The organism is Paraburkholderia sp. BR10936 (genome assembly GCF_040965735.1).
In the GTDB taxonomy this organism is placed as follows: domain Bacteria; phylum Pseudomonadota; class Gammaproteobacteria; order Burkholderiales; family Burkholderiaceae; genus Paraburkholderia; species Paraburkholderia nodosa_A.
On record NZ_JBFRCM010000010.1, the window covers coordinates 53,613 to 77,262 of the forward strand.

The following is a 23,650-nucleotide window of genomic DNA, read 5'->3' on the forward strand; positions in this document are numbered from 1 at the left end:
GGGGAGTTCGAGAGCGGACGGTGCGCCGCGGACTGTGGCGCTGAGTCTAACGTATTTCGGGCGCGATCTGACCGTCGATGCATGCCGGACCGGGCCGAACCTGGCGCCGGCGTCTCAGTCCACGCTGAGCGTGCTCGCGTTCGTTGCGGCGGCCGCGTCGCCGAGCAGGCCGTGCGTGCCGTTGATGCGCCGCATGCGCGTGCGATACCAGAAGGTCCAGGCCATCAGGCCGCCGAACACGCCATAGCCGATGATCGGCGAGACGACGAGAAAGCGCTCGATCGGCCAGGTGGCGGCCAGGTACGTGCGGAGCGCGGAATCGAGACAAAGCCCGAAGCCCCAGATGAACGTGAGCAGCCGCATGGCCGCCGCGAAGCTCGTGTTTTCCTTCCAGAGCTGTTCGAGCCGCGCGACGCCCTCGCGCGTCTCACGCGCGACCGTCGCTCGCGTGAGATAGAACACGAGCGGGCGCCTGGCGAGAAGCGAGATCAGAAACGCGGCGCCGATCGCGCCCGAGGCGAGGCTTTCGCGCATCAACAGCACGCGCGGGCTGCCGCCGAATGCCACGGCGAGCACAGAGAGTACGATGCCGAGCAGAATGACGGCGGAGAGCGCATCCACCCGCCGAAAGCGCACCAGTTCGACGATGCTCCAGGCAAGCGGCGGCGCGGCCGAGGCAATGAGGCCGCCGACTTCGCCCCAGTGCGGCTCGGCGAGACGGTAGGCGACCCAGGGAAGCAGGAGATTGACCGCCAGTTCGGCAACGAATGCGGGACGCAGCTTCATGGGGTGCGTGCTCCTGTGGGTTCGCCCAAGGGAATGTCGCAAGTATGGTTCATGCGCCGCGCGGCGGCAAACTGGCTGCACAGCGGCCGACGGCGGATCGGCTTGCCCCTTGCGCGAGGAGGTGTCACGCCTGTGTCATGCCTGTGCCGATTCAGCCGCGCTGTGCGACACTGCCGCGTGTCCGGCCCGATGCGGCCTGCTTTCTTTCTCGTTGCCCATGACCGCACGCGCGCCCATCCCGTTGCAGGAAATCGAACTCGTCGCCGTTCGCGCGCAGGGCGCGGGCGGCCAGAACGTGAACAAGGTGTCGAGCGCGATTCATCTGCGCTTCGACATTCGCGCCTCGTCGTTGCCCGAGGTGCTCAAGATGCGCCTGCTCGCGCTCGCCGACCGCCGGATTACGAGCGAGGGCGTCGTCGTGATCAAGTCGCAGGAATACCGCACCCAGGAACAGAACCGCGTGGCCGCGCTTGCGCGCCTGGAGGAACTGGTCGACAGCGTGAGCGTGACGCGCAAGGCGCGCGTGGCGACGCGTCCCACGCGCGCCTCGAAGCTGCGCCGGCTCGACAGCAAGGCGCGCACCGGTGAGCTGAAGGCGGGGCGTCGGCGCGTCACCGACTAGCGACCCGGATCACGCGGCGGCTTGACCCGGCTCGCGCCACGGGCGCTCGCGCGGCCCGTGCTCGGGCGGAAAGTCCGCGCACAACATGTGCGCCAGACGCGGTCGAAATTGGAGAAGCCCGCACCGAAGTCGGGTTCGGCATGGCTTGGGACGGACGGCGGCGCGGGCGGTTCGCGGGCGCCTCTACCACCAGGGCCGCGCAACTGCCTTCCAAAGCGGGCGCTCGCCTTCGGTGCGAGCGCCTCGTATGCCGACTGCCGGCGGCTTGGGTTTGCCGCTCAGTGCGCCGTGTCGGGCACGTCGAGAATCAGGATGATGGTCCAGTCCGCGTCGCCTTCGTGGTGGTATTGGCGCTCCGCCACGATGAACGGCTGCTGCTTGCCGGCCGGGCCGAGAAACAGCACGTCGCCTTCCATCGGCAGGCATTCGATGGGGGGCAGCGCGAGATACGCATCCTGGTTGCCGCCGCGCGGCATCAGTTTTTCGATCTTGCGTGAGGCCGCTTCGGTCCATTCGATGTCGAGCTGGATGTTGCTCATTGCGTTTCTCCGCGCGTGGCGCGCACAAAAGGTTGGGTCTGCCGACCGCGTCTAGCCGACCGCGTCTGGCCGACCGCGTCTAGCCGACCGCAACTGGCCAACCGCGGCGTTTTCGAGGTGCGCGACTTTAGCATACCGCGCGGGCGCGTCGGCGCGGGGCCGCTGCGCGCGAGGCCACAAACGCAGCGAAGTGGCGCGGCGAAGAAAAAAGCCGATGGCGGCTAAACCGGCATCGGCTTCATTCCCGGGAAGGCGTCGCCCGCGTGCGCTGGGCTGCGCGCGGCCAGCCTCGTCCGTTCTTACTGGGCAGGGGCCTTCTTGTGATGCGGATGCCCCGACTTGTGATGCATCATGGGCGCCGGCGCAGGCGCGGCTTCCTGTTGCTGCTGCAGCGCCTGCGCGCGTTGCAGAACGTCGTCGGCCTTGGCCGGGTCGGTGTTCATCGTGATGCCGTTATCCGACTGCGCATGCGCAGCGCCCGCCAGTGCGGAAAGTGAAATCAGGACTGCGAGGGACACTTTTTTCATCTCTACCTCCGAAGGAGCGGTTTATGGACCCAGCCGGTGCCTGTCCAAGCAGGATGGACACCCCATTCTAACGATCAAATACTCGCTCCAGATGACATCACGTAAGCCGTTCGTGCGGGAGTTACATCTCGTTACATCTAACGTCGCCTAACGGTCATATTAGAACCAGCCGATCATCCGATACACATAGAACTGGGCAACCCCAATCGATTCGTGGAGCGCCGTTTCAGCGGACTTGAGATTTGCGAGGCGCGGAAGCAGGCCGCGCTCGACATGCCGCACGCTGGAAACCGCAGGCAGCGGGTCCATGTCGAAACGCCGGAAATCGAGCATCGCACGGCGCATCTGGTACGAGGACGTGACGAGCAGGAGCGTTTCGTCATTCCCGGCGCGGACGATGGGCGCGACGTTGCGCGCGTTCTGATACGTCGTGAGGCTCTGGTTTTCGAGCACGAGATCGGCGCTCGGCACACCGGCGCGCAGCAGGTAGGGCGCGTAGTTGTCGGCCTCGGCGCTCGCATGGTGCTCCGGGTTGCCGCCACTCACGATCACGCGGCAAGTGCCGCCCGCGCGCGCGCACTGTGCGTACAACTCGGCGGCAAGCGCAATGCGCGCGTAGACGTCGCGCGCGGGGACCAGTCGGCCGCCGTGCGATTCGGTGCCGCCGCCCAGCATGATGATGGCGGTGCGCGCACCGAAGTGCGCCGGGCCGATTTTCGCCTGATCGTAGGGAGTGCGATACAACTCCGGCTGGGCGATATCGAGCAGCACCGCGGTGAGCCAGCCGGTCGCGAGCAGCCAGAAGACCGCGGCCGCGCAGACCGCGACACGCCAGCGCGCGCTGCGCCACAGCAGGCCGAGCGCAACAAATAGCACAAACAAAACGAATAGAATCAATTTGGATGAGGTAACGTATTGTTTTCGGGAAAATGCGCGTCCAACCGACCTTTGCGCCGCGAGCGTGGCGCGGCGTTGGCCGTGCGGGAAGCGGTGAAGCCGCTTTCACGGGGGCCCGGATAACCTGCAGTCCCTGCCGCTGCTCATCGCACGGATAGGGCGCGTGGGCCCGCCAGGGCACAGACTGCGCCATTCTCAGGTCCGCGTTGCGCCGCAGCCGGCTCGCGTGAGACTCAATGATCGCAGGACTGCATTTTAAGAAAGAAGTGAGATGACCACGTATTCCAACGAAGCAGTACTCGAAGCGCTGAGGCGGGTGCAGTATCGGCAGGTCCCGTGGGCGCGTCGTCCTGAAGTGTTCCAGTATTTGCGCGATCTCGGCATGATGGACATCGTCCGGCAGCGCACGGTTGCGCCGGCGCCGGGTTTCCATGCGCCGGTCGATATCGCGGTGCTGACCGATCGCGGCCGCGCCGAATTCGCCCGGCTCGCTCGCGACGAGCGCACGGTGCAGTGGAGCGCGCATCGCGTGGCCGACTATGTCGCGGAGCGCGTACCCCAATCCGGCCTCGAAGCCAGCCAGTAGTACCCCCGTTTGTACCCCCGTCCTCTTCGTCCCGCCAAAAAAAAGCCCGCATCGAAAGATACGGGCTTACCGGAATTACTGCTGCCACGCTGTGCTTGATGGCGTAAGGATAGACCGCACATGAAGCGCGGTGGTTCCCCGGGGCAGGGTATTTGCTGAGCCCGCGACGTGCCGGACGCTCTTACCGTCCTGCGTCATCGCTGCTCGTTCGTCGGTTCCGGCCGTCCTCTCGATGGTGTTTCGCTGGCCGGCTTACCGGCGCTGCGCTGGTTCCTGCCTCTGCGGCGCGCTGCGGCGGGCATTGTCCGCAATATCGCCCCGCAAGTCGCCGCGCGGCACTGGCGGTTTGCTCGCGTTCGGGCCAGGCGCTACGGGCGGCATGGCGTGCGCGCCGGTGCGCGCGATCGACCATGTCGGTACGGAGGCATGCGGCGGGTGGGCCGCGGCGCTGAACGACACGAACGAAGCGGTCGGCGCGAAAAGGGCGAGGGCGAACAGCGAAACCATGATGCCCCGGATGTGCAGGTTCATGGATTTCATGGTGGTTCCCCGTCAATCCAGTTTCTTGACGTTAGTGGACATGCTCCTAAGCTAACGTCGGGCACGAAAGCGCGCTGTAAATATTAGTAAAGAGATGTATCGCGCGATGCCGATCGCCTGGTTGCGGACGCAGCGACGTCGATGCGGCCCGCATCAGTGGGGAGGGGTGGCGCTGCTGGCACGACCGGAAAGCGGTCTGCAGCGGCCATGAAATACGCAAAGGATGGGGAGATAAACACGCCGGGCGCACGATGCGCCCGGCGGAAAAGCAGTTTAAGCGTGGCTCAGGCCATCTTGACCGGCGCGCGCCACGATTCCGGATTGGTCCAGAACGCGCCGCGCAGGCGATCACGGCTGGGCGGTGCGGGCGGCTTGGTCGCCGTGGCGCCGATACGGCCGCGCAGCGAAATTTCGCGCCCGTTCGTGCTCAGTCGCTTGACGATCTCCGCAAGCGTGCCGTCTGCCTGCCACTCGTCGAAACGACGGCGGCAAGTCGGCGGCGAGGGGTAGCGGCCCGGCAGCTTGGACCAGCCTTCACCCGTCGAAAGCACCCAGAGCACCGCGTTGACCACAGCACGCGCTTCGACGCGAGGCCGTCCGCGCCGTTCGCTCCGTGCCGGTTCAGCACAGAACAACGCCTCGACCAGCGCCCATTCGTTGTCTCTCAAATCGTCGAACAGCATCATGTTTCACCTCAGCGAAGCTATCTCCGGTGCGCTGCCCCGCGCTGCGCACTCTTCATGGACTCCCGGCCGGATGCCGGAGTACCAGGCGGGCCCGGCTGGATCGTCCCGGACTGCATGCTTCCGGTACGTCCATCGAACCTGTGCGTGCCTTAATGCGAAAACCGTGCCAGCACGTACGTTCTCGTCTTGAAGCCGCGTGGCGCCAAGCCCGCGCGGGAGATTGCCAGGGGCGTATAAGACTCGAAAACACTTATCGAGAAAATCGGGAGAATCACCAATCTTGTGCAGACAAGCCCGTCCGCCGTGCGTTTGCGCCGTATTGCTGCATTGCGGCGAATAATGGGTGCGAGGTTCCTCTATACGTAACGAGGGGTGACCGGCATAAAATTGCATGAAAACGGACAATTCATGAGGCAAGCGGATGAATGTGACGCTGCGGCAGTTGCGGGTTTTCATCGAGGTTGCCCGGCTGCAGAGCTTTAGCCGGGCCGGGGACGAAATCGGGCTCACGCAGTCGGCGGTGAGCCGATGTGTACGCGAGCTCGAAGCCGAGATTGGCGTGAAGCTCGTCGACCGGACCACGCGCGAGGTGCAGCTCACCGATGTCGGCGCGAACCTGATCGCGAGCATTCCGCGCCTGCTGGGCGATCTCGATGACGCCCTGCGTGAAATTCGCGAGATCGGCGAGCAGCGGCGCGGCCGCGTCGTCGTGGCGGCCAGTCCGACGGTCGCGTGCCGCTTGATGCCCCAGGTCGTCGCCGCGTGCGGGCGGCAGTTTCCCTACATCACGCTTGGCTTGCGCGACGACGTGCAGAGCGACGTCGTGCGCAAGATCCGCTCGGGCGAGGTGGACTTCGGCGTCATCATCGGGCCCTTTGCCGCTGAGGATCTCGAAACCGAATGCCTGACCACGGACTCGTTCTGCGTGGTCGTGCGCGGCGATCACGCGCTCGCGCTGAGCCAGGAAGTCTCGTGGAAGGAGCTGGACGGCGAGCGTCTGGTGATGCTGGATTACGCTTCGGGCAGCCGCCCGCTCATCGACGCCGTGATGAGCGAGCAGGGCGTGCGTGCACGCGTGGTGCAGGAGCTGGGCCATCCGGCCACGGTCTTCGGACTCGTCGAAGCGGGGGTGGGCATCAGCGTGTTGCCCTGGCTCGCGCTGCCCGTGCCGGCGGGTGCTCCCTTGCTTGCGCGGCCGCTCGTGCCGCGCGCGCAGCGCACTGTCGAACTCGTGCGGCGGCGCGACCGCTCGCTTTCGCCGGCCGCCGAGGCGGTCTGGTCGCTGATCCGTCAACTTGCCGGCCAGCCCGAAGCGCGGCACTGAAACCGCTGCGCGTATGCCTGGAGGCGCGGAGCTCGTCGCGCGGGGCCGCGCGATACACTGCATGCTTCCCCACATTCTGTGCCACCCGGAACCCCGATGAGCGATTTCGAACCGTCGTCCTCCGTCTCCCTGCCCCGTGAAGCGGTGCGTGCGTTGCGCTCGTCGCAGATCCGCGAAGTGGCGAACGCCGGGTTCGGCGTTCCCGACGTGCTGCCGTTCTGGTTCGGCGAGTCCGACCGTGTGACGCCACCGTTCATCCGAGAGGCGGCGGCCGACGCGCTGGGGCGCGGCGACACGTTCTATACGCACAACCTCGGCATCGCGCCGCTGCGCGAATCGCTCGCGCGCTACGTGAGCGAACTGCACGGCGCAACGTCGGTGGATAACGTGGCGGTCACGAGCGCGGGCGTCAACGCGTTGATGCTGGCGGCGCAGCTCGTCGTCGGCGCGGGCGACCGGGTGGTGGCAGTGACCCCGCTGTGGCCGAACCTCGTCGAAATCCCGAAGATTCTCGGCGCCACGGTCGAGACGGTCTCGCTCGACTACGGCGAGCGCGGCTGGACGCTCGATCTCGACCGGCTGCTGGCGGCGCTCACGCCCGAGACGCGTCTTCTCATGATCAACTCGCCGAACAATCCGACCGGTTGGGCGATGACGCGCGACCAGCAGCGCGTGGTGCTCGAGCATTGCCGGCGCCTCGGCATCTGGATCGTCGCCGACGAGGTCTACGAGCGCCTTTACTACGGCGCCACGAGCGAGCGCACCGCGCCCTCGTTCCTCGATCTAGCGTCGCGCGAAGAGCGCCTGATCTGCGTCAATTCGTTCTCGAAGGCCTGGCTCATGACCGGCTGGCGGCTCGGCTGGATGGTCGTGCCGCGCACCTTGACCGACGATCTGGGCAAGCTGGTCGAGTACAACACCTCGTGTGCGCCCTCGTTCGTGCAGCAGGCCGGCATTGCGGCCGTCGAGCACGGCGAGCCGTTCACGCGTGCGCTGGTGGCCGATCTGCGCGCCTCGCGCGACCACCTCGCCGCGGCGCTGGCGAAGCTGCCCGGCGTCGATGTGAAAGTGCCGCACGGGGCGATGTACCTTTTTTTCCGGCTGGCGGGCGCGCAGAACAGCCTCGAGTTGTGCAAGGCGCTGGTGCGCGACGTGGGCCTCGGCCTCGCGCCGGGAAGCGCGTTCGGACCGCAAGGGGAAGGCTTCGTGCGCTGGTGCTATGCGTGCGACCCCGCGCGGCTCGACGCCGGCGTCGAGCGTCTCGCGCGCTACCTCGAGACGGTGCGAGCGCATTGAGCGTGCGTCGGCGCGGCTTGCACCGCGCCATGCACCGGCGTGGCGCGAGCGGGCATAAAGCGGTGACGGGGCCCGGATTAAAATGATGCCCCTCATGCGGAATGGCGTCTTTACGCACCCGGCGTTTTTGCGTAATATGGCGCTCAGTCAAGCGATTCCCTGCGGGAACTTCGCGGCTCCCTCCGGCTGGGTCTGGCTCTTTGCCTGAATTTCGGCCCCCCGGTGCGTGCTCCCATCAATATGACCGATCAGAATCGGGCGAGCGCGTCTCCAAGTTCCATATCGTCTTTCGTCTGTCTGATCCGGTTCCTTGAACCTGATTTACCTTACTTAGGGTCTGACCTGGCTGCATGAATACCCAAGAGGCGAAAATCGTCCTCGAGACTGCATTGATCTGCACGCAGGAGCCGTTGAAGATCGGCGAACTGCGCAAACTGTTTGCCGACGACATTTCGGCCGACACGGTCCGCAACCTGCTCGAAGACCTGCGGCATGAATGGTCCGGGCGCGGCGTCGAGCTGGTGGGGCTCGCGTCGGGCTGGCGCTTTCAGAGCAAGCCGGCCATGCGGACGTACCTTGACCGGTTGCACCCCGAAAAGCCGCCGCGCTATTCGCGCGCGGTCCTCGAAACGCTCGCGATCATCGCGTACCGGCAGCCGGTCACGCGCGGCGATATCGAGGAAATTCGCGGCGTCACGGTCAACACGCAGGTCGTCAAACAGCTCGAGGACCGTAACTGGATCGAAGTCATCGGTCATCGTGACGTCCCGGGCCGCCCGGCGCTCTATGCAACGACACGGGAGTTTCTCGACGATCTCGGCCTGAAGTCGCTCGACGAATTGCCGCCGCTCGACGATCCGTCGAGCCAGTTCGGCGAGCAACTGCTTGCCCAGCATGCGATCGAATTTCCCGATAGCGCTGCGGCACAGTTCGTTGCGCAAGGCCAGCCCGAGGCTGCCTCCAGTGTCGCGGGCGCGGAAGATGCGCTGACGCCGGTAGCGGAAGGCGAAACGCCGGGCGATGAAACGCCCGCACAGCCCGAAAGCGAAGCGCACGAGACGCACGCAACGGAAGAAGCGGAATCAACGCACGAGGCGGCAGGCGCAAACGTTGCATACGCAGCCGATGCCCCGGGCGAAGCGGTACATGACGAAGCAAGCCTCGCGCAGCACGGGTCAGCCCCGGACGCTCACGCGCAGGATGCCGCGCACGCAGCAGATGCGGCGGGCGAAGAAGAACACGAAGACCGCCGCGACGCGGCGCAGGACGACCCCGTCTCGACGACGGACGACGAAGCCGCACGACGCGGCATCTGAAGCAACAAGTATTTTTGACGCGCCCCGCAAGCGGGCGCGCAACCTGACATTTTGAGGTTGTTTTGACTGATATCCACGACACCGATTCGACCGACGCGTCCTCCGCGCGCGACGACGACACGCGGGCTTCGCAGGTCGAAGGCGAAGCACAGGGCGGCGAGGGCGAAGAGCGTCCGCGCCGCGGCCTGCGCCGCGGGCCGCGCAGCCTGATCGCGCGCCGCCGCGCGGGTGCGAAGGCCAAGGCCACAGAAGGCGCGGAGGGCACCGACGCGCCCGCAGCGCCCGCTGACGCGCCGCAAGCGGCGCCTGAGCGTGCTCCTGCCGGGCGCGCACCGCGCAACAAGGACGCAGGCGCGAAGAAGCCGGGCCGCCGGCAGAATGCGGGCGCTGCCGCTCAAGGTGAGCGTCAGGGCGAACGCCAGCAGGGCGAGCGCCAGCAAGGCGCGGGCAAGCGACAGAAGGGCCAGGTGCGAGGCGAAGGCCAGCCGGCCGCCGCCGCGGGCGAGTCCACGCAGGACGACCTGTTCCTGTACGTGACGTCGCCGGCGTTCGACGCCGACAACGGCGCCGGTTCGGGCGTGCGCGCGCCGATGCTGCGCCGCGGCCGTGCCCAGCAGCCCAAGCGCGTGCTGAGCCCGGACGACGACGCACCGAAGCTGCACAAAGTGCTGGCGGATGCGGGCATGGGCTCGCGCCGCGACATGGAAGAGCTGATCATCGCCGGGCGCGTCTCGGTGAACGGCGAGCCCGCGCACATTGGCCAGCGCATTCTGCCGACCGACCAGGTCCGCATCAATGGCAAGCCCATCAAGCGCAAGCTGCAGAACAAGCCGCCGCGCGTGCTGATCTATCACAAGCCGACCGGCGAAATCGTGAGCCACGCCGATCCGGAAGGCCGTCCGTCGGTATTCGATCGCCTGCCGCCGATGAAAACGGCGAAGTGGCTGGCCGTCGGCCGTCTGGACTTCAACACCGAAGGTCTGCTGATGCTGACCACCTCGGGCGATCTGGCCAACCGTTTCATGCACCCGCGCTACAGCGTGGAGCGCGAATACGCCGTGCGCGTGGTGGGTGAGCTGACCGAGGGGAATCGCCAGAAGCTGCTCAAGGGCGTCGAGCTCGAGGACGGCCCCGCGAGTTTCCTGCGCATCCGCGACGGCGGTGGCGAAGGCACGAATCACTGGTATCACGTCGCGCTGGCCGAAGGCCGTAACCGCGAAGTGCGCCGGATGTTCGAGGCGGCAGGCCTGATGGTGAGCCGCCTGATCCGCACGCGCCACGGCCCGATCGCGCTGCCCAAGGGTCTCAAGCGCGGCCGCTGGGAAGAGCTCGAAGACAACCAGGTGCGCGCGCTGATGGCAGCGGTCGGCCTGAAGGCGCCGAGCGAAGAGAAGGGCGGTCGCGGCGGCAAGGAGCAGGAGCGTCGCCAGCCCGATCCGATGCAGACGTCGATGGGCTTCATCAACCGCGAGCCGGTGCTGAGTTCGCACGGTGCGATGGGTCAGCCGCGTCAGGGCCAGGGACGGCGCGGTGCGGCGGGCGGCTTCGGCGGCGGCGCGGGTGCCGGTCACGGCAATTTCGGCGCGGGCTCCGGTTTCGGCGGCCGTGGCGGCAACCGTGCGGGCGGCCGCGAGGTCGACGGCAACCGTGCGCCGGGCGCGCAGGGCAAGCGTGCGGGCGGCAATGCCGGCGGCAACCGCCGCAGCGGTCCCGGCAACGGCGGCAACGGCGGCAATGCCAACCCCAACGGCAACCGCGCGGGCGGCAACAGCCGTGGCGGCCCGCGTGGCACGCCGCGCAATCGCACGCGCGGGCACTGACGCGTGAAGCGCGCGACGCCCGGCTGCGACATGCGGCGGGCGTCGCGGCGATGCAACGGCGGCAATGCGCGCGGTTCGCGCATAAAACACCGGAAAATCCCCTTGCTAGCCCATAAATAACGGTAAAAGGCGGCTTGGGCTTGACCGGTGATTTGCGTTAATGTGCAAAAAAGGCTAGAATCACAAAGTCGCTGGGCGTGCGGCTGTTTTTCTGCGCTGTAATACGCGCCCCAGGTGCGACCACCTGGCTAAGTGAGAAGATGGGCGTTTCGCCCATTTTTTTTTGGTTCGCCCCAAATTGGATACCAACAGATGCCGACGTTTCACGTTCGGCATTGTCAATTTGGGGGCCTCCAATCATCCGGGTCGTTCGTCATCGTGGGGCAGGTAGGTGAGAAGCGCGCGCGCTCACCTGGCGCGCGGCCCGCGAATCCCTAGCGAAGCAAGAATTAGAGCGAAGGAAGTTGCTGGCCCGCTGCGCAGAACATCTGGAGTGGGCATTGTGCAACTGACGGAACTGATTGAAACCACGGTCACCGGGCTCGGTTACGAGCTGGTCGACCTCGAGCGCACCGGGCGCGGCATGCTGACCATCTTCATCGATCAGCCCGCGGGGATCGCGATCGAGGACTGCGAGAAGGTCACGCGTCAGCTGCAGCACGTTCTGACGGTCGAGAACATCGACTACGAGCGACTCGAGGTTTCGTCGCCCGGTCTCGACCGTCCGCTGAAGAAACTGGCGGACTTCGAACGCTTCGCAGGCTGCGAAGCGGTAATCACGTTGAAAAAGCCATTGGACGGACGGAAATCGTACCGGGGTATCGTGCATGCTCCCGAAGGCGAATCCATCGGTCTGGAATTCGAAGGGAAGGCGGGTCCCGCGATGCTCGATTTCACGCTCGCGGACATCGACAAAGCACGCCTTGTCCCCAAAGTTGACTTTAGGAGCCGCAAACAATGAGTCGCGAAGTGTTGATGCTGGTGGATGCGCTGGCACGCGAGAAGAATGTCGACAAGGACGTGGTGTTCGCCGCCCTTGAAGCGGCGCTTGCGTCGGCCTCCAAGAAACTCTTCGACGAGGATGCGGATATCCGCGTGCATATCGATCGCGAAAGCGGCGAACACGAAACGTTCCGCCGCTGGCGCGTCGTGCCGGACGAGGCGGGCCTGCAGGAGCCGGACCAGGAGATCCTGCTGTTCGAAGCGCGCGAGCAAGACCCGGAAGCGCAGATCGACGGTTTCGTCGAGCAGCCGGTACCTTCGGTCGAGTTCGGCCGTATCGGCGCGCAGGCCGCCAAGCAGGTCATCCTGCAGAAGGTGCGCGACGCCGAGCGCGAGCAGATCCTGAACGACTTCCTCGAGCGCGGCGAAAGCATCATGACCGGTACGGTCAAGCGCATGGACAAGGGCAACTTCATTGTCGAATCCGGCCGTGTGGAAGCGCTGCTGCGCCGCGACCAGTTGATTCCGAAGGAAAACCTGCGCGTGGGCGACCGCGTGCGCGCGTGGATCGGCAAGGTCGATCGCACCGCTCGCGGCCCGCAGATCGAACTCTCGCGCACGGCGCCCGAGTTCCTGATGAAGCTGTTCGAAATGGAAGTGCCCGAAATCGAACAGGGCCTCCTCGAGATCAAGGCGGCGGCGCGCGATCCGGGCGTGCGCGCCAAGATCGGCGTGGTGGCTTACGACAAGCGCATCGACCCGATCGGCACCTGCGTCGGCATCCGCGGTTCGCGCGTGCAGGCCGTGCGCAACGAGCTCGGTGGCGAAAACGTCGACATCGTGCTATGGTCGGAGGATCCCGCCCAGTTCGTGATCGGCGCGCTCGCGCCGGCTGCCGTGCAGTCGATCGTCGTCGACGAGGAAAAGCACTCGATGGACGTCGTGGTCGACGAGAGCGAACTCGCGGTCGCGATCGGCCGTAGCGGCCAGAACGTGCGTCTCGCCAGCGAACTGACCGGCTGGCAAATCAATATCATGACGCCGGACGAATCCGCGCAAAAGCAGAATCAGGAGCGCACGGTGCTGCGCGACCTGTTCATGGCGCGTCTCGACGTGGATGAAGAAGTCGCCGACATCCTGATCGACGAAGGCTTCACGAGCCTCGAAGAGATCGCCTACGTGCCGCTCAACGAAATGCTGGAAATCGAGGCGTTCGACGAGGACACCGTGCACGAACTGCGCAACCGCGCTCGCGACGCGCTGCTCACGCAGGCGATCGCGAACGAGGAGAAGGTGGAAAGCGCCGCGCTGGACCTCAAGAGTCTGGACGGTATCGACCCGGACCTGCTCGCGAAACTGGCGCAGCATGAAGTTCACACCCGCGACGAGCTCGCCGAGCTGGCCGTGGATGAACTGGTCGAAATGACGGGAATGGAAGAGGACGCCGCCAAGGCGTTGATCATGAAGGCACGTGAGCACTGGTTCCAGTAACCCGCCAACGGGAAACTGCATCAGGGCGCGACGAGCAGGAAGCGACCATGACCCACTGAACTGAACGCGGCGGAGCCTTGCAGAACGCGAGGCACCGAAGGCCGCATGACCCGATGTCAACCGCAAGGAATCGGTCCTTGCATTAAGAGGAATGAATGGCGAGTAACAACGTAGCCCAATTTGCCGCGGAACTGAAAATGCCTGCCGGCGTGCTGCTCGAGCAGCTGCAGGCGGCGGGCGTCACGAAAGCGAGCGAGAGCGATGCCTTGTCGGAGACCGACAAGGCGCGTCTGCTCGATCACTTGCGCAAGTCTCACGGCTCGACTGATGCAGACAAACGCAAGATCACGCTGACGAAACGGCATACGTCGGAGATCAAGCAGTCCGATTCGACGGGTAAGGCACGCACCATTCAGGTCGAGGTGCGCAAGAAGCGCACGTTCGTCCGCCGCGACGAGTCCGCCGGAGAGGCGGAGGCATCGAATCATGCAGCCGACGCAGCTGCTGCCGCCGAAGAGGCGGAGCTGCAGCGCCGCGAGGAAGAAGCGCGTCGCGAGGCAGAACTGCTCGAGCGTCAGGCCCAGGAGCTCAAGGAGCGCCAGGAACTGCTCGCCCGTGAAGAGTCGGAGCGCCGTGCGCGCGAAGAGGCCGCCGAGGCCGAACGCCGCCGCGCCGAAGAAGAAGCTGCAAAGAAGAGGGCGGCGGCCGATACCGCCGCTCGCGAGCTGGCCGCTCAGGCCGTGGCTGCGCAGCGCAATGCCGAAGCGGAAGCGAAAGAAGTGAAGCAAGCGCAGGATCAGCAGGAAGAACAGCGCGCCGCAGCCGAGCGCGCCGCGCAGCGCGAGGCGGCCCAGAAGGCCGAAGCCGCCGCACGCGAAGCCGCCGATAAGGCGCAGAAGGAACAGGACGAGATCGCCCGCCGCCGCGCGGCTGCAGAAGCCGAAGCGCGCGCGATCCGCGAAATGATGAACACGCCGCGCAAGGCGCAGGTGAAGGCGCCCGAGCCGCCCAAGCCCGTCGAGCCGGCCAAGCCCGCCGAAGCCAAGGGCACGCTGCACAAGCCGGCCCGTCCGGAAGGTGCGCCGGCACGTCCGGCCGCCGGAGCAGGCGCCGCGGCGAAGAAGCCGGCCACGACGGCCGCGCCTTCGACGAGCGCGCCGGGTGCCGGTGCGGGCGACCGCAACAAGAAGCCGGGCGCAGGCAAGGGCGGCTGGCAGGACGACGCGGCCAAGCGCCGTGGCATCAAGACGCGCGGCGACTCGTCGGGCGGCGTGGACCGCGGCTGGCGCGGCGGCCCGAAGGGCCGTGGCCGTCACCAGGACGCGTCGACGTTCCAGGCGCCGACCGAGCCGATCGTGCGTGAAGTGCACGTGCCGGAAACCATCACGGTGGCCGACCTCGCGCACAAGATGTCCGTGAAGGCATCGGAAGTCATCAAGGCGATGATGAAGATGGGCCAGATGGTCACCATCAACCAGATGCTCGACCAGGAAACGGCGATGATCATCGTCGAGGAACTCGGCCACCGTGCGGTTGCCGCGAAGCTCGACGATCCGGAAGCGCTGCTGGTCGAAGGTCAGGGCACGGCTACGGATGCCGAGCAGCTGCCGCGTCCGCCGGTCGTCACGGTCATGGGTCACGTCGACCACGGCAAGACCTCGCTGCTCGACTACATCCGCCGCGCCAAGGTTGCCGCGGGCGAAGCGGGCGGCATTACGCAGCACATCGGCGCTTACCACGTCGAAACGCCGCGTGGCGTCATCACGTTCCTCGACACGCCGGGTCACGAGGCCTTCACGGCCATGCGTGCTCGCGGTGCGAAGGCAACCGACATCGTCATTCTGGTGGTCGCAGCCGACGACGGCGTGATGCCGCAAACCAAGGAAGCGATCGCGCACGCCAAGGCTGCGGGTGTGCCGCTCGTCGTGGCGATCAACAAGATCGACAAGCCGGACGCGAATCTCGAGCGCGTGAAGCAGGAGCTCGTCGCAGAAGGCGTCGTGCCGGAAGAGTACGGCGGCGACTCGCCGTTCGTGCCGGTGTCGGCGAAGACCGGCGCAGGCATCGACGACCTGCTCGAAAACGTGCTGCTGCAAGCCGAAGTGCTGGAACTCACGGCACCGGTCGCAGCGCCGGCCAAGGGTCTCGTGATCGAAGCGAAGCTCGACAAGGGTAAGGGGCCGGTTGCAACGATCCTCGTCCAGTCCGGCACGCTGAACCGTGGCGACGTCGTGCTCGCTGGCAGCGCCTACGGCCGCGTGCGCGCCATGCTCGACGAAACCGGCAAGCCCACGAAGGAAGCGGGCCCGTCGATTCCGGTCGAGATCCAGGGTCTGTCGGAAGTGCCGGGCGCGGGCGAAGAAGTCATCGTGCTGCCGGACGATCGCAAGGCGCGTGAAATCGCCATGTTCCGTCAAGGCAAGTTCCGCGACGTCAAGCTCGCGAAGCAGCAGGCCGCGAAGCTCGAAAACATGCTCGAGCAGATGGGCGAAGGCGAAGTGCAGAACCTGCCGCTCATCGTCAAGGCGGACGTGCAGGGTTCGCAGGAAGCGCTGGTGCAATCGCTGCTCAAACTGTCGACCAGCGAAGTGCGCGTGCAGATCGTGCACAGCGCGGTCGGTGCGATCAGCGAGTCGGACGTCAACCTGGCAACGGCTTCGAAGGCGGTCATCATCGGCTTCAATACGCGTGCAGATGCGCAGGCGCGTAAGGTTGCCGAGGCGAATGGCATCGACATCCGTTACTACAACATCATCTATGACGCAGTGGATGAGGTGAAGGCGGCGATGTCGGGCATGCTGGCGCCGGAGAAGCGCGAGACGGTCACGGGCATGGCCGAGGTGCGTCAGGTGATTCGCGTGCCGAAGGTCGGCCTGATCGCAGGTTGTATGGTCACGGACGGTTTCGTCAAGCGTTCGTCGTCGGTGCGCGTGATCCGCAACAACGTCGTCATCCATACCGGCGAACTCGACTCGCTCAAGCGCTTCAAGGACGACGTCAAGGAAGTCAAGCAAGGCTTCGAGTGCGGTATGTCGATCAAGAACTTCAACGACATCGTCGAAGGCGACCAGTTCGAAGTGTTCGAGATCACCGAAGTCGCGCGTACGCTGTAATACAGCGGCGCCTGCGGGCAGACCTTCGGGTCGCCCGCCTGACCGCGGGTTTGCCGCGGTTTTGCCGATAACGGGCGGGGCAGGCGCTGGCCAGCCCCGCCCGTTTTGTTTTTTGCGCGGCCGTGTGCGCCTTCATGGACGCAACGCCGCCCGAATGCCTCGCAGATCAAGAGGTGGAACCATCATGCCGAAAAAACGTACTTCCCCGAATCGCAACGTGCAGATCGCGGATCAGATCCAGCGCGATCTGTCTGAGCTGATGCGCGAAGTCAAGGACCCGCGAATCGGGCTCGTGACGATCCAGAGCGTGGAACTCACGCCCGACTATGCGCACGCCAAGGTCTACTTCACGACCCTCACGGGCGACCCGAAGACCACGCAGGAAGCGCTCAATCACGCCGCAGGTCATCTGCACAACCAGCTCTTCAAGCGCCTGCATATTCACACGGTGCCGACGCTGCATTTCCACTATGACCAGTCGGTCGAGAAGGGTGTCGAGATGTCGCGCCTGATCGACGAGGCGAACGCGACGCGCGCGAAGGACGACTGACGCGGGCAATGACTGGATCATCGAAACAGAATCAGGGCGGGCAGCGATCTGATGCGGCGCGACCGAGAGTCCCGCGCCGCCTGCTCGACGGCGTGCTGCTGCTCGACAAGCCCGTTGGCCTCTCCAGCAACGACGCGTTGATTCGTGCGAAGCGCCTGTACCGCGTGAAGAAGGCCGGCCACACCGGTACGCTCGACCCGCTCGCGTCGGGTCTGCTGCCGCTGTGCTTCGGCGAGGCGACCAAGTTTTCGCAGGATCTGCTCGAAGCCGACAAGACCTATGAGGCGACCATGCGCCTCGGCATTCGCACGGCCACCGGCGACGCCGAAGGCGAGGCGATCGAAACGCGCGAGGTCACCTGCGACGAAGCCGCCGTGCGTGAGACGATGACGCGCTTCCTCGGCGACATCGTGCAGGTGCCGCCGATGTATTCGGCGCTCAAGCGCGACGGCAAGCCGCTCTATGAATATGCGCGTGCGGGCCAGACGGTCGAGCGCGAAGGGCGCGAGGTGAAGATCCTTGCGTTGGAGATGATCGCCAGCGCGCTTCCCGAGGTTCCCGAGGTGACGTTTCGCGTGACCTGCAGCAAGGGCACGTACGTCCGCACGCTTGCCGAAGATATCGGCGAGGCACTTGGCTGCGGCGCGCATCTCGTGATGCTGCGGCGTACCGGTGTGGGCGCGCTCACGCTCGAGCATGCAGTGACGCTCGACGCACTCACCGCCGCCGACGAGCCCGAGCGCGACACCTGGCTGCGTCCCGTCGATGCGCTACTCTCCACGTTCCCCGCCGTGACGCTCAATGTAGAGGCGGCGCGCCGCTTCACGCATGGCCAGCGCTTGCCGCTCAACGAGCTGGTGCTCGATCGCGCGGTTTGCGAAGCGGCTGAACGCGTGCGCGTCTATGCAGAGGATGGGCGCCTGCTTGGCGTCGCGAAGGCCGCGAACGGCGTGCTTGCGCCGGAGCGGCTGGTGGTCAGCGGCGCAGCCTGAGTACGCTTGCGTCGCGCCCGGAGCGCACGAAAAAAAACGGCACGTCGGTGAGGAACCGGACGTGCCGTTTTGCTATGGACACCTGCAAGCGCTAGCGCATCGACCTCAGTGCGCTGCCGAAGCCGCTGCACCCGCGTCCGCACCGCCGGCGCGCTCGGGCCGCGTGATCCAGATGAGTGCGATCAGCACGATGAAGATCATCGAGGAAATCCAGAACAGGTCGTTCACGCCGAGTTGCGCGGCCTGCTGCGAGAGCATCCGGTCGAAGAGCCCGTGCGCCTGGGAAGGATCGAGACCCGCGCCCTGGAACTGCTGCATCGACTCGTTGAAGACCGGGTTGGTCGGCGTAGCCACTTCGTTCAGGCGCGCGTGGTGAAACGTCGTCCGGTGATCCCACGCTGTTTCGAAGATCGAGGTGCCGATACCGCCGCACATGATCCGCACGAAGTTCGACAGGCCCGAGGCCGCGGGAATGCGATGGCCCGGCAGACCCGACAGCGTGATCGACACGAGTGGAATGAACAGACCCGCCATGCCGATGCCCTGGATGAGCGTAGGCAGCGTAAGCGCCCACGTGTCCACGCCCGTCGTATATTGCGAGCGCATCCAGAAGCACAGCGCGAACACGATGAAGGCTGTCGTCGCGATATAACGCGGGTCGGTGCGCGGCAAGATCTTGCCCGTGATCGGCGAGAGCAGGATGGCGAAGAAGCCCACGGGCGCCATCACGAGGCCCGCGTCCGTTGCGGTGTAGCCGAGCGTGGTTTGCAGCCACAGCGGCAGTAGCACGAGATTGCCGAAATACAGCCCGTAGCCCACCGAAAGCGCAATCGTGCCGCCCGTGAAATTGCGTCGCGCAAACAGCGACAGGTCGACCACAGGGTGATCCGCGGTCAGCTCCCACACCACGAAGAACGCGAATGCGATCACGGCGGTGAGCGCGAGCACGACGACCGTGGTGGACGAGAACCAGTCGAGGTCCTTGCCCTTGTCGAGCATCACCTGCAGCGAGCCCACCCAGATGATGAGGAGCGCGAGGCCCACGCCGTCGATCGGCGCCTTCCTCACCTCCGAATCGCGATTGCGGAAGATCGCCCACGTGGCGAGCGCCGCGACGATGCCCACCGGAATGTTCACGTAGAAGATCCAGGGCCACGAAATGTTGTCGGAGATCCAGCCGCCGAGAATCGGGCCGGCCACCGGCGCGATCAGCGTGGTCATCGACCACATCGAGAGCGCCATGGGCGCCTTCGCGCGCGGGTAGCTCGCGAGCAGCAGCGTTTGCGAAAGCGGGATCATCGGGCCGGCCACGGCGCCTTGCAGCACGCGCGAGGCGAGCAGGAAGGGCAGCGTGGGCGCGAGGCCGCACATCCATGACGAGATCACGAACAGGATGATCGACGCCATGAACAGGCGCACCTGGCCGAAACGCTGTGTGAGCCAGCCGGTGAGCGGCACGGAGATCGCGTTGGCCACCGCGAACGAGGTGATGACCCACGTGCCCTGGTCCGACGACACGCCGAGGTCGCCCGAGATCGACGGGATCGACACGTTCGCGATCGAGGTGTCGAGCACGTTCATGAACACCGCGAGCGACACCGCGATGGTGCCGATCACGAGTTGCGCGCCCTGTAGCGGCGGATGCGCGACGGGTTGTTGTGCTGCTGCCATGGCGTCCTTTCTTGTTGACCTGTTGGAGGCCGCGCGAAACAAAGCGGCGCGGGCTGACGATCAGCCCGCGCCGGCGTCTGCGAGTGCTTTTATCAGGGCTTCAATCAGCCTTTTGCGCCCGGCTTCGCCGCGTGAGCGGACGACACCTGCGCCTTTGCGGATGCGTTGCCGGTCGCGCCGCTGGCGTTGTTGCTGACGCTAGCCGCCTTGTGCGCGTTCGGACCGGCGTTTTCGGCGATGATGCGCGCGATTTCCGCGTCGGCTTCCGCGCCGTACTTGGCGAACACATCGGTCTCGTAGACGGTGTTCTGCGCATTGCCGAGCTGCGTGCCCGAATCGTTGCGGATGCTCACGTCCACCTGCATCGAGAGGCCGATACGCAGCGGGTGCTTCTGCAGGTCTTCCGGATCGAGCGAGATACGCACCGGCAGGCGCTGCACCACCTTGATCCAGTTACCCGTCGCGTTCTGCGCCGGCAGCAGCGAGAAGGCCGAACCCGTGCCCGCCGAGAAGCCCACCACCTTGCCGTGGTAGACGACCGACGAGCCATAGACGTCGGCCGTCATCTCGACCGGCTGGCCGATGCGCATGTGCTTGAGCTGCACTTCCTTGAAGTTGGCGTCGACCCACAGCGAGTTCAGCGGCACCACCGACATGAGCGGATTACCCGGCGAGACGCGCTGGCCCACCTGCACCGAGCGCTTGGCCACGTAGCCGGTAACCGGTGCGGGCAGCGTGTTGCGCGCATTCGCCAGATAGGCGTCGCGCACCTTGGCGGCGGCGGCTTCCACGTTCGGGTGATTGGCGATGGTCGTGTTCGCGGTCAGCGCGCGGTTTGCGGCGAGCTGCTGCTGTGCGGCTTCGAGCGCGGCTTCGGCACTGCGCACGGCGTCGCGTGCGTGCGAGATCTCTTCCTGCGAGACGGCGCCCGTCTGCGCGACCTGCATGCGGCGGCGCAGGTCGTCCTGCGCACGCGAGAGGTCGGACTGACGCTGGGCGACTTGCGCTTCGTACTGGCTGTCGTCGGCGAAGAGGCCGCGCACCTGGCGCACCGTCTGCGCGAGTTGCGCTTCGGTTTGCTCGAGCGTTACGCGTGCGTCGGCCGGATCAAGCAGCACGAGCGGGTCGCCGACGTTCACGGTTTGCGTGTCGTCTGCTTTCAGTGCGATCACCGTGCCGGTGACCTGCGGCGTAATCTGCACGACGTTGCCATTCACGTAGGCGTCGTCCGTGCTTTCGGTGAAGCGTGCGACGAGGAAGTAGTAGAGGCCGTAGGCAACGGCTGCAATCACGATCACGAGGACAAGCAGCGTCATCATGCGCTTGCGCTTGCCGCTGTTCGCGTTCGGCTGCGGGTTGGCCGCCGGCTGCTGGGGGGTGCTCATGGAAGGATCTCCGGATGCTTGCGTGCTGTTCGTTCAGTTTTTGATGTTCGTGTGCTGCTCGGCGCTCAGTTCGACACGGGCGCGGCGTTTGCAGCGTTCGCCGCCGCTGCCGCGTTCTGCGGCGAGCGCGTACCGCGCCACGGTGCGCCGTTCACGTCGCTCTGGCCGCGCGCTTCGCTGCCGACTTCGGCCGGCGGCGTGAGCCCCGCGCCTTGCGCTTCGAAGCCGCCGCCAAGCGACTTGATGAGCGCCATCTGCTGGTCGCGGCGCTGCGCCTTCAGGTTCGACACCGTCTGCTCCGCGGCGAGGCGGTTCTGGTCGGCGGTGAGCACCTGAAGCTGCTCGGAGAGCCCCGCCTTGTAGCGGATCACCGCGAGCTGCCAGGCCTTGGTCGACGCGTCGAGCGCGCGATCGGCGTCCACCAGTTGCCGGTCTGCCGAACGGATCGTCGACACGTTGGTCGCCACGTCCTGGAACGCGCCGATCAGCGTCTGGTTGTAGTTCGCGACATCGAGCTCGAAGTCGGCGTAGCGGCCCTTCAGTTGCGCGCGCAGCGCGCCCGCGTCGAAGAGCGGCAAATGCACGGCCGGGCCGATGTTCGCCTGGCGGCTCGTGAAGTTCAGGAATTTGCCCCAGCCGAACGCGTCGAAGCCGAAGCCGGCCGCAAGGTTCACGTCGGGATAGAACTCGGCCTTGGCTTCCTTCACGTCGTGCATCGCGGCTTCCACCTGCCAGCGCGCGGCGACGATGTCGGGGCGGCGCGCGAGCAGGTCGGCGGGCAGATTGTCGGGCAGGGCGACGTTGGCAACCGGGTTGAGCACCGGTTGCGCGATCTGCAGGCCGCGGTCGGGGCCCTTGCCGAGCAGCGCGCCGAGCTGGTAGCGCACGGATTCGATCTGGCCGTCGATCTGCGAGAGGTTCGCCTGGCTCGTCGCGATGTTGCCGTTCGCGGTCTGCTTCTCGACGTTGGTGTCGAGGCCCGCCACCACGCGGCCGTTCGTGATCGTGCCGATGGTCTTGCGGTTGTCGATCTCGTGCACGGCGATGTCGCGCAGTTCGTAGAGCTGGGCGAGCTGGTTGTACGTGCGGGCGACCGAAGAGGCGAGCGTGATGCGCGCCTGCTGCATGTCGGCCTCGGCGGCACGCTGCGAGGACACGGCTTGCGCGAGGCGCTGACGGTTCTTGCCCCAGAGGTCCAGATCCCACGAGGCGCTGGCGAGCACGTTGTTCTCGCTGTACCAGGTGCCGCCATACGGGGGCGGGAACAGGGCGTTGGCCGAGTACAGCTCGCGGGTCCACGAGTAGCTCAGGTTGGCCTTCGGGAAGAGCGCCGAGCGCGAGGTTTCGATATACGACGAGGCCTTGGCGAGGCGCGCCTGCGCCTGAGCGATGGTCGGGCTGCCTTCGAGCGCCTCGTCGATCAGCTTGGGCAGCTGCGGGTCGCCGAACTGGTTCGCCCAGTCGAGCGTCGGCCACTGGCCGCCTTGCGCCGGAATGCTCTGCGAGCTTTCGAACTGCTGCGGCTGATCGATGGTCTTGTCGCTCTTGATGCCGATGTAGTTCGCGCAACCCGCAAGGGCGAGCGCCGCGACCGCGGCGGCGACCGCCGCCCGGCAGGACAGTGCCCGCACGGCCGGAACTGGCGCAAACTCGGTTTGGGATTTCATTGCTCGTCTCGATGCGTGAGAGTGTGTGGTGATACTGGACGCTGCAGCTATTTTCTTGTTCGGCGATTTCAAATTTGCTTGCCCCGTCATCGATTCTCGGGCGGATTCGGGTTCGAACTCTGGCTAGCTTCGCAGCTATTCGAAAGAATCCGCCGCAACATGCTCTTCAGGAAGCCCACTTCCTCAGGCGTGAATCCGGCCGACAGATGCTCGGTGACACTGCGGAAAATCGCCGGCATGCGCGCGGCGATGGCAAGGCCCTCGGGCGTCAGCGCGAGGCGCACCGCGCGGCGATCTTCGGAGCTGCGCACGCGCTTGAGGAGCCCGCGCTTCTCCAGCCGGTCGACGAGACGTGTGACGGCGCTTGCGTCGATGCCGTACTCGCGGGCGAGTTCGGCTGCGAGCGTGCATTTGCCGGTCGCCACCATGAAGAGGATGCTGGCCTGCTGGCTCGTGACGCCGAGTTCGGCGACGGCGCGCTGGGTGACCATGTTCGACATCGTCGATTTCACCCGCGAGATCAGGTAGCCGACGCTTTCACCGAGGTCGTAGTCGCGGACTTCGGGCGGGGGCGTGGGAGTCGGATCCGTCATGATTCTGCTGCGAGTGCAATGGTTGACCAGGCAGGGATTATAGGGGCGGTTAGTTGACGCGGCAAGGTTTATTCTGCCTTTGCCGAGAAACCTTTGCAGAGTAGGGGCTTAATCCGGCCCCGTGGGCATGGGAAAATCCGGCGTAAACGGCGCGCGGCGGCGTCCGTCGAATCTTTGCCCGCGTTGCGCGGTTGCGACGCCGGCCGCCCCGATCAGGGTGCTTCCTGATATGCGCGAGATCAATTCATCTGCGCGTGCTATAATTTCAGGTTCCCAAAAGTGCGTCATCGCAGCGATGCTGAATTGA

Annotated in this window: 21 protein-coding genes and 1 pseudogene; 11 read left to right on the plus strand and 11 right to left on the minus strand. The window is 65.8% G+C overall.

The genetic code is table 11. The annotated features are described in order from the left end of the window. Window positions 1-114: 114 nt before the first annotated feature. The gene (locus AB4Y36_RS21105) at window positions 115-786 is read right to left on the minus strand and encodes a VC0807 family protein (RefSeq protein ID WP_069267883.1); all 672 of its coding nucleotides are present in this window, start codon (window positions 784-786) and stop codon (window positions 115-117) included. 217 nt (window positions 787-1,003) lie between these two features. Between AB4Y36_RS21105 and arfB the strand changes: the two genes are divergently transcribed. Further along, the gene (gene arfB, locus AB4Y36_RS21110; protein WP_069267882.1) at window positions 1,004-1,408 is read left to right on the plus strand and encodes an alternative ribosome rescue aminoacyl-tRNA hydrolase ArfB; all 405 of its coding nucleotides are present in this window, start codon (window positions 1,004-1,006) and stop codon (window positions 1,406-1,408) included. 278 nt (window positions 1,409-1,686) lie between these two features. On the opposite strand, the gene AB4Y36_RS21115 is transcribed toward arfB, so the two are convergent. The 3 genes from AB4Y36_RS21115 to AB4Y36_RS21125 form a co-directional block, all read right to left on the minus strand. Next, complete coding sequence (locus tag AB4Y36_RS21115; RefSeq protein ID WP_133184189.1) at window positions 1,687-1,947, minus strand: DNA-binding protein; 261 nt, start codon at window positions 1,945-1,947, stop codon at window positions 1,687-1,689. 299 nt (window positions 1,948-2,246) lie between these two features. Continuing rightward, window positions 2,247-2,474 (minus strand): hypothetical protein, encoded by a 228-nt coding sequence (locus AB4Y36_RS21120; RefSeq protein WP_368684003.1) that lies wholly within the window; start codon window positions 2,472-2,474, stop codon window positions 2,247-2,249. A gap of 159 nt (window positions 2,475-2,633) precedes the next feature. Continuing rightward, window positions 2,634-3,356 (minus strand): YdcF family protein, encoded by a 723-nt coding sequence (locus tag AB4Y36_RS21125; protein ID WP_368616156.1) that lies wholly within the window; start codon window positions 3,354-3,356, stop codon window positions 2,634-2,636. Window positions 3,357-3,642: 286 nt separating this feature from the next. On the opposite strand from AB4Y36_RS21125, the gene AB4Y36_RS21130 reads away from it, so the two are divergent. After that, the gene (locus AB4Y36_RS21130) at window positions 3,643-3,957 is read left to right on the plus strand and encodes a hypothetical protein (protein WP_069267881.1); all 315 of its coding nucleotides are present in this window, start codon (window positions 3,643-3,645) and stop codon (window positions 3,955-3,957) included. A 252-nt stretch (window positions 3,958-4,209) separates the two neighbouring features. Here the strand turns inward: AB4Y36_RS21130 and AB4Y36_RS21135 are convergent, their stop codons facing one another. After that, window positions 4,210-4,497 (minus strand): hypothetical protein, encoded by a 288-nt coding sequence (locus AB4Y36_RS21135; RefSeq protein WP_141710846.1) that lies wholly within the window; start codon window positions 4,495-4,497, stop codon window positions 4,210-4,212. Between the two features lie 296 nt (window positions 4,498-4,793). Further along, window positions 4,794-5,180, minus strand: a pseudogene (locus AB4Y36_RS21140) (transposase); the annotation flags it as partial. Between the two features lie 424 nt (window positions 5,181-5,604). On the opposite strand from AB4Y36_RS21140, the gene AB4Y36_RS21145 reads away from it, so the two are divergent. From AB4Y36_RS21145 to rluB, 4 genes are all read left to right on the plus strand, one after another. Beyond that, window positions 5,605-6,507: a LysR family transcriptional regulator gene (locus AB4Y36_RS21145; protein WP_069267879.1), complete on the plus strand. Its 903-nt coding sequence runs from the start codon at window positions 5,605-5,607 to the stop codon at window positions 6,505-6,507. A gap of 96 nt (window positions 6,508-6,603) precedes the next feature. Next, the gene (locus tag AB4Y36_RS21150) at window positions 6,604-7,803 is read left to right on the plus strand and encodes a pyridoxal phosphate-dependent aminotransferase (RefSeq protein WP_069267878.1); all 1,200 of its coding nucleotides are present in this window, start codon (window positions 6,604-6,606) and stop codon (window positions 7,801-7,803) included. Between the two features lie 350 nt (window positions 7,804-8,153). Beyond that, the gene (gene scpB, locus AB4Y36_RS21155) at window positions 8,154-9,119 is read left to right on the plus strand and encodes an SMC-Scp complex subunit ScpB (protein WP_342945601.1); all 966 of its coding nucleotides are present in this window, start codon (window positions 8,154-8,156) and stop codon (window positions 9,117-9,119) included. A gap of 62 nt (window positions 9,120-9,181) precedes the next feature. Beyond that, entirely contained in the window at window positions 9,182-10,939 is a 1,758-nt protein-coding gene (rluB, locus tag AB4Y36_RS21160; RefSeq protein WP_368684004.1) for a 23S rRNA pseudouridine(2605) synthase RluB, read from the plus strand. A 157-nt stretch (window positions 10,940-11,096) separates the two neighbouring features. Here rluB and AB4Y36_RS21165 read toward each other — a convergent pair whose 3' ends face one another. Beyond that, a complete protein-coding gene (locus AB4Y36_RS21165; protein WP_141710845.1) occupies window positions 11,097-11,300 on the minus strand; it encodes a hypothetical protein in 204 nt (67 codons plus the stop codon). A 141-nt stretch (window positions 11,301-11,441) separates the two neighbouring features. On the opposite strand from AB4Y36_RS21165, the gene rimP reads away from it, so the two are divergent. From rimP to truB, 5 genes are all read left to right on the plus strand, one after another. Next, the gene (rimP, locus tag AB4Y36_RS21170) at window positions 11,442-11,900 is read left to right on the plus strand and encodes a ribosome maturation factor RimP (RefSeq protein WP_028204813.1); all 459 of its coding nucleotides are present in this window, start codon (window positions 11,442-11,444) and stop codon (window positions 11,898-11,900) included. Then, window positions 11,897-13,372, plus strand: a complete 1,476-nt coding sequence (nusA, locus tag AB4Y36_RS21175; RefSeq protein ID WP_069267875.1) for a transcription termination factor NusA — start codon at window positions 11,897-11,899, stop codon at window positions 13,370-13,372. The genes rimP and nusA overlap by 4 nt, the downstream gene beginning before the upstream one ends. 155 nt (window positions 13,373-13,527) lie before the next feature. Further along, window positions 13,528-16,485 carry a translation initiation factor IF-2 gene (gene infB / locus AB4Y36_RS21180; RefSeq protein WP_069267874.1) on the plus strand — a complete coding sequence of 986 codons (2,958 nt, stop codon included), beginning with the start codon at window positions 13,528-13,530 and terminating at the stop codon, window positions 16,483-16,485. 184 nt (window positions 16,486-16,669) lie between these two features. After that, complete coding sequence (gene rbfA, locus AB4Y36_RS21185; protein ID WP_042272510.1) at window positions 16,670-17,035, plus strand: 30S ribosome-binding factor RbfA; 366 nt, start codon at window positions 16,670-16,672, stop codon at window positions 17,033-17,035. 8 nt (window positions 17,036-17,043) lie between these two features. Continuing rightward, window positions 17,044-18,027 carry a tRNA pseudouridine(55) synthase TruB gene (gene truB / locus AB4Y36_RS21190; RefSeq protein WP_368684005.1) on the plus strand — a complete coding sequence of 328 codons (984 nt, stop codon included), beginning with the start codon at window positions 17,044-17,046 and terminating at the stop codon, window positions 18,025-18,027. A gap of 105 nt (window positions 18,028-18,132) precedes the next feature. Here truB and AB4Y36_RS21195 read toward each other — a convergent pair whose 3' ends face one another. From AB4Y36_RS21195 to AB4Y36_RS21210, 4 genes are all read right to left on the minus strand, one after another. Then, window positions 18,133-19,698: a DHA2 family efflux MFS transporter permease subunit gene (locus tag AB4Y36_RS21195; protein WP_368684006.1), complete on the minus strand. Its 1,566-nt coding sequence runs from the start codon at window positions 19,696-19,698 to the stop codon at window positions 18,133-18,135. Between the two features lie 104 nt (window positions 19,699-19,802). Continuing rightward, window positions 19,803-21,083: an EmrA/EmrK family multidrug efflux transporter periplasmic adaptor subunit gene (locus AB4Y36_RS21200; RefSeq protein WP_368604100.1), complete on the minus strand. Its 1,281-nt coding sequence runs from the start codon at window positions 21,081-21,083 to the stop codon at window positions 19,803-19,805. A gap of 65 nt (window positions 21,084-21,148) precedes the next feature. Next, the gene (locus AB4Y36_RS21205) at window positions 21,149-22,750 is read right to left on the minus strand and encodes an efflux transporter outer membrane subunit (protein ID WP_342945606.1); all 1,602 of its coding nucleotides are present in this window, start codon (window positions 22,748-22,750) and stop codon (window positions 21,149-21,151) included. An 86-nt stretch (window positions 22,751-22,836) separates the two neighbouring features. Then, on the minus strand, window positions 22,837-23,343 hold the full coding sequence (locus AB4Y36_RS21210; RefSeq protein WP_069267870.1) for a MarR family winged helix-turn-helix transcriptional regulator: 507 nt from the start codon (window positions 23,341-23,343) through the stop codon (window positions 22,837-22,839). Between the last annotated feature and the right edge of the window lie 307 nt (window positions 23,344-23,650).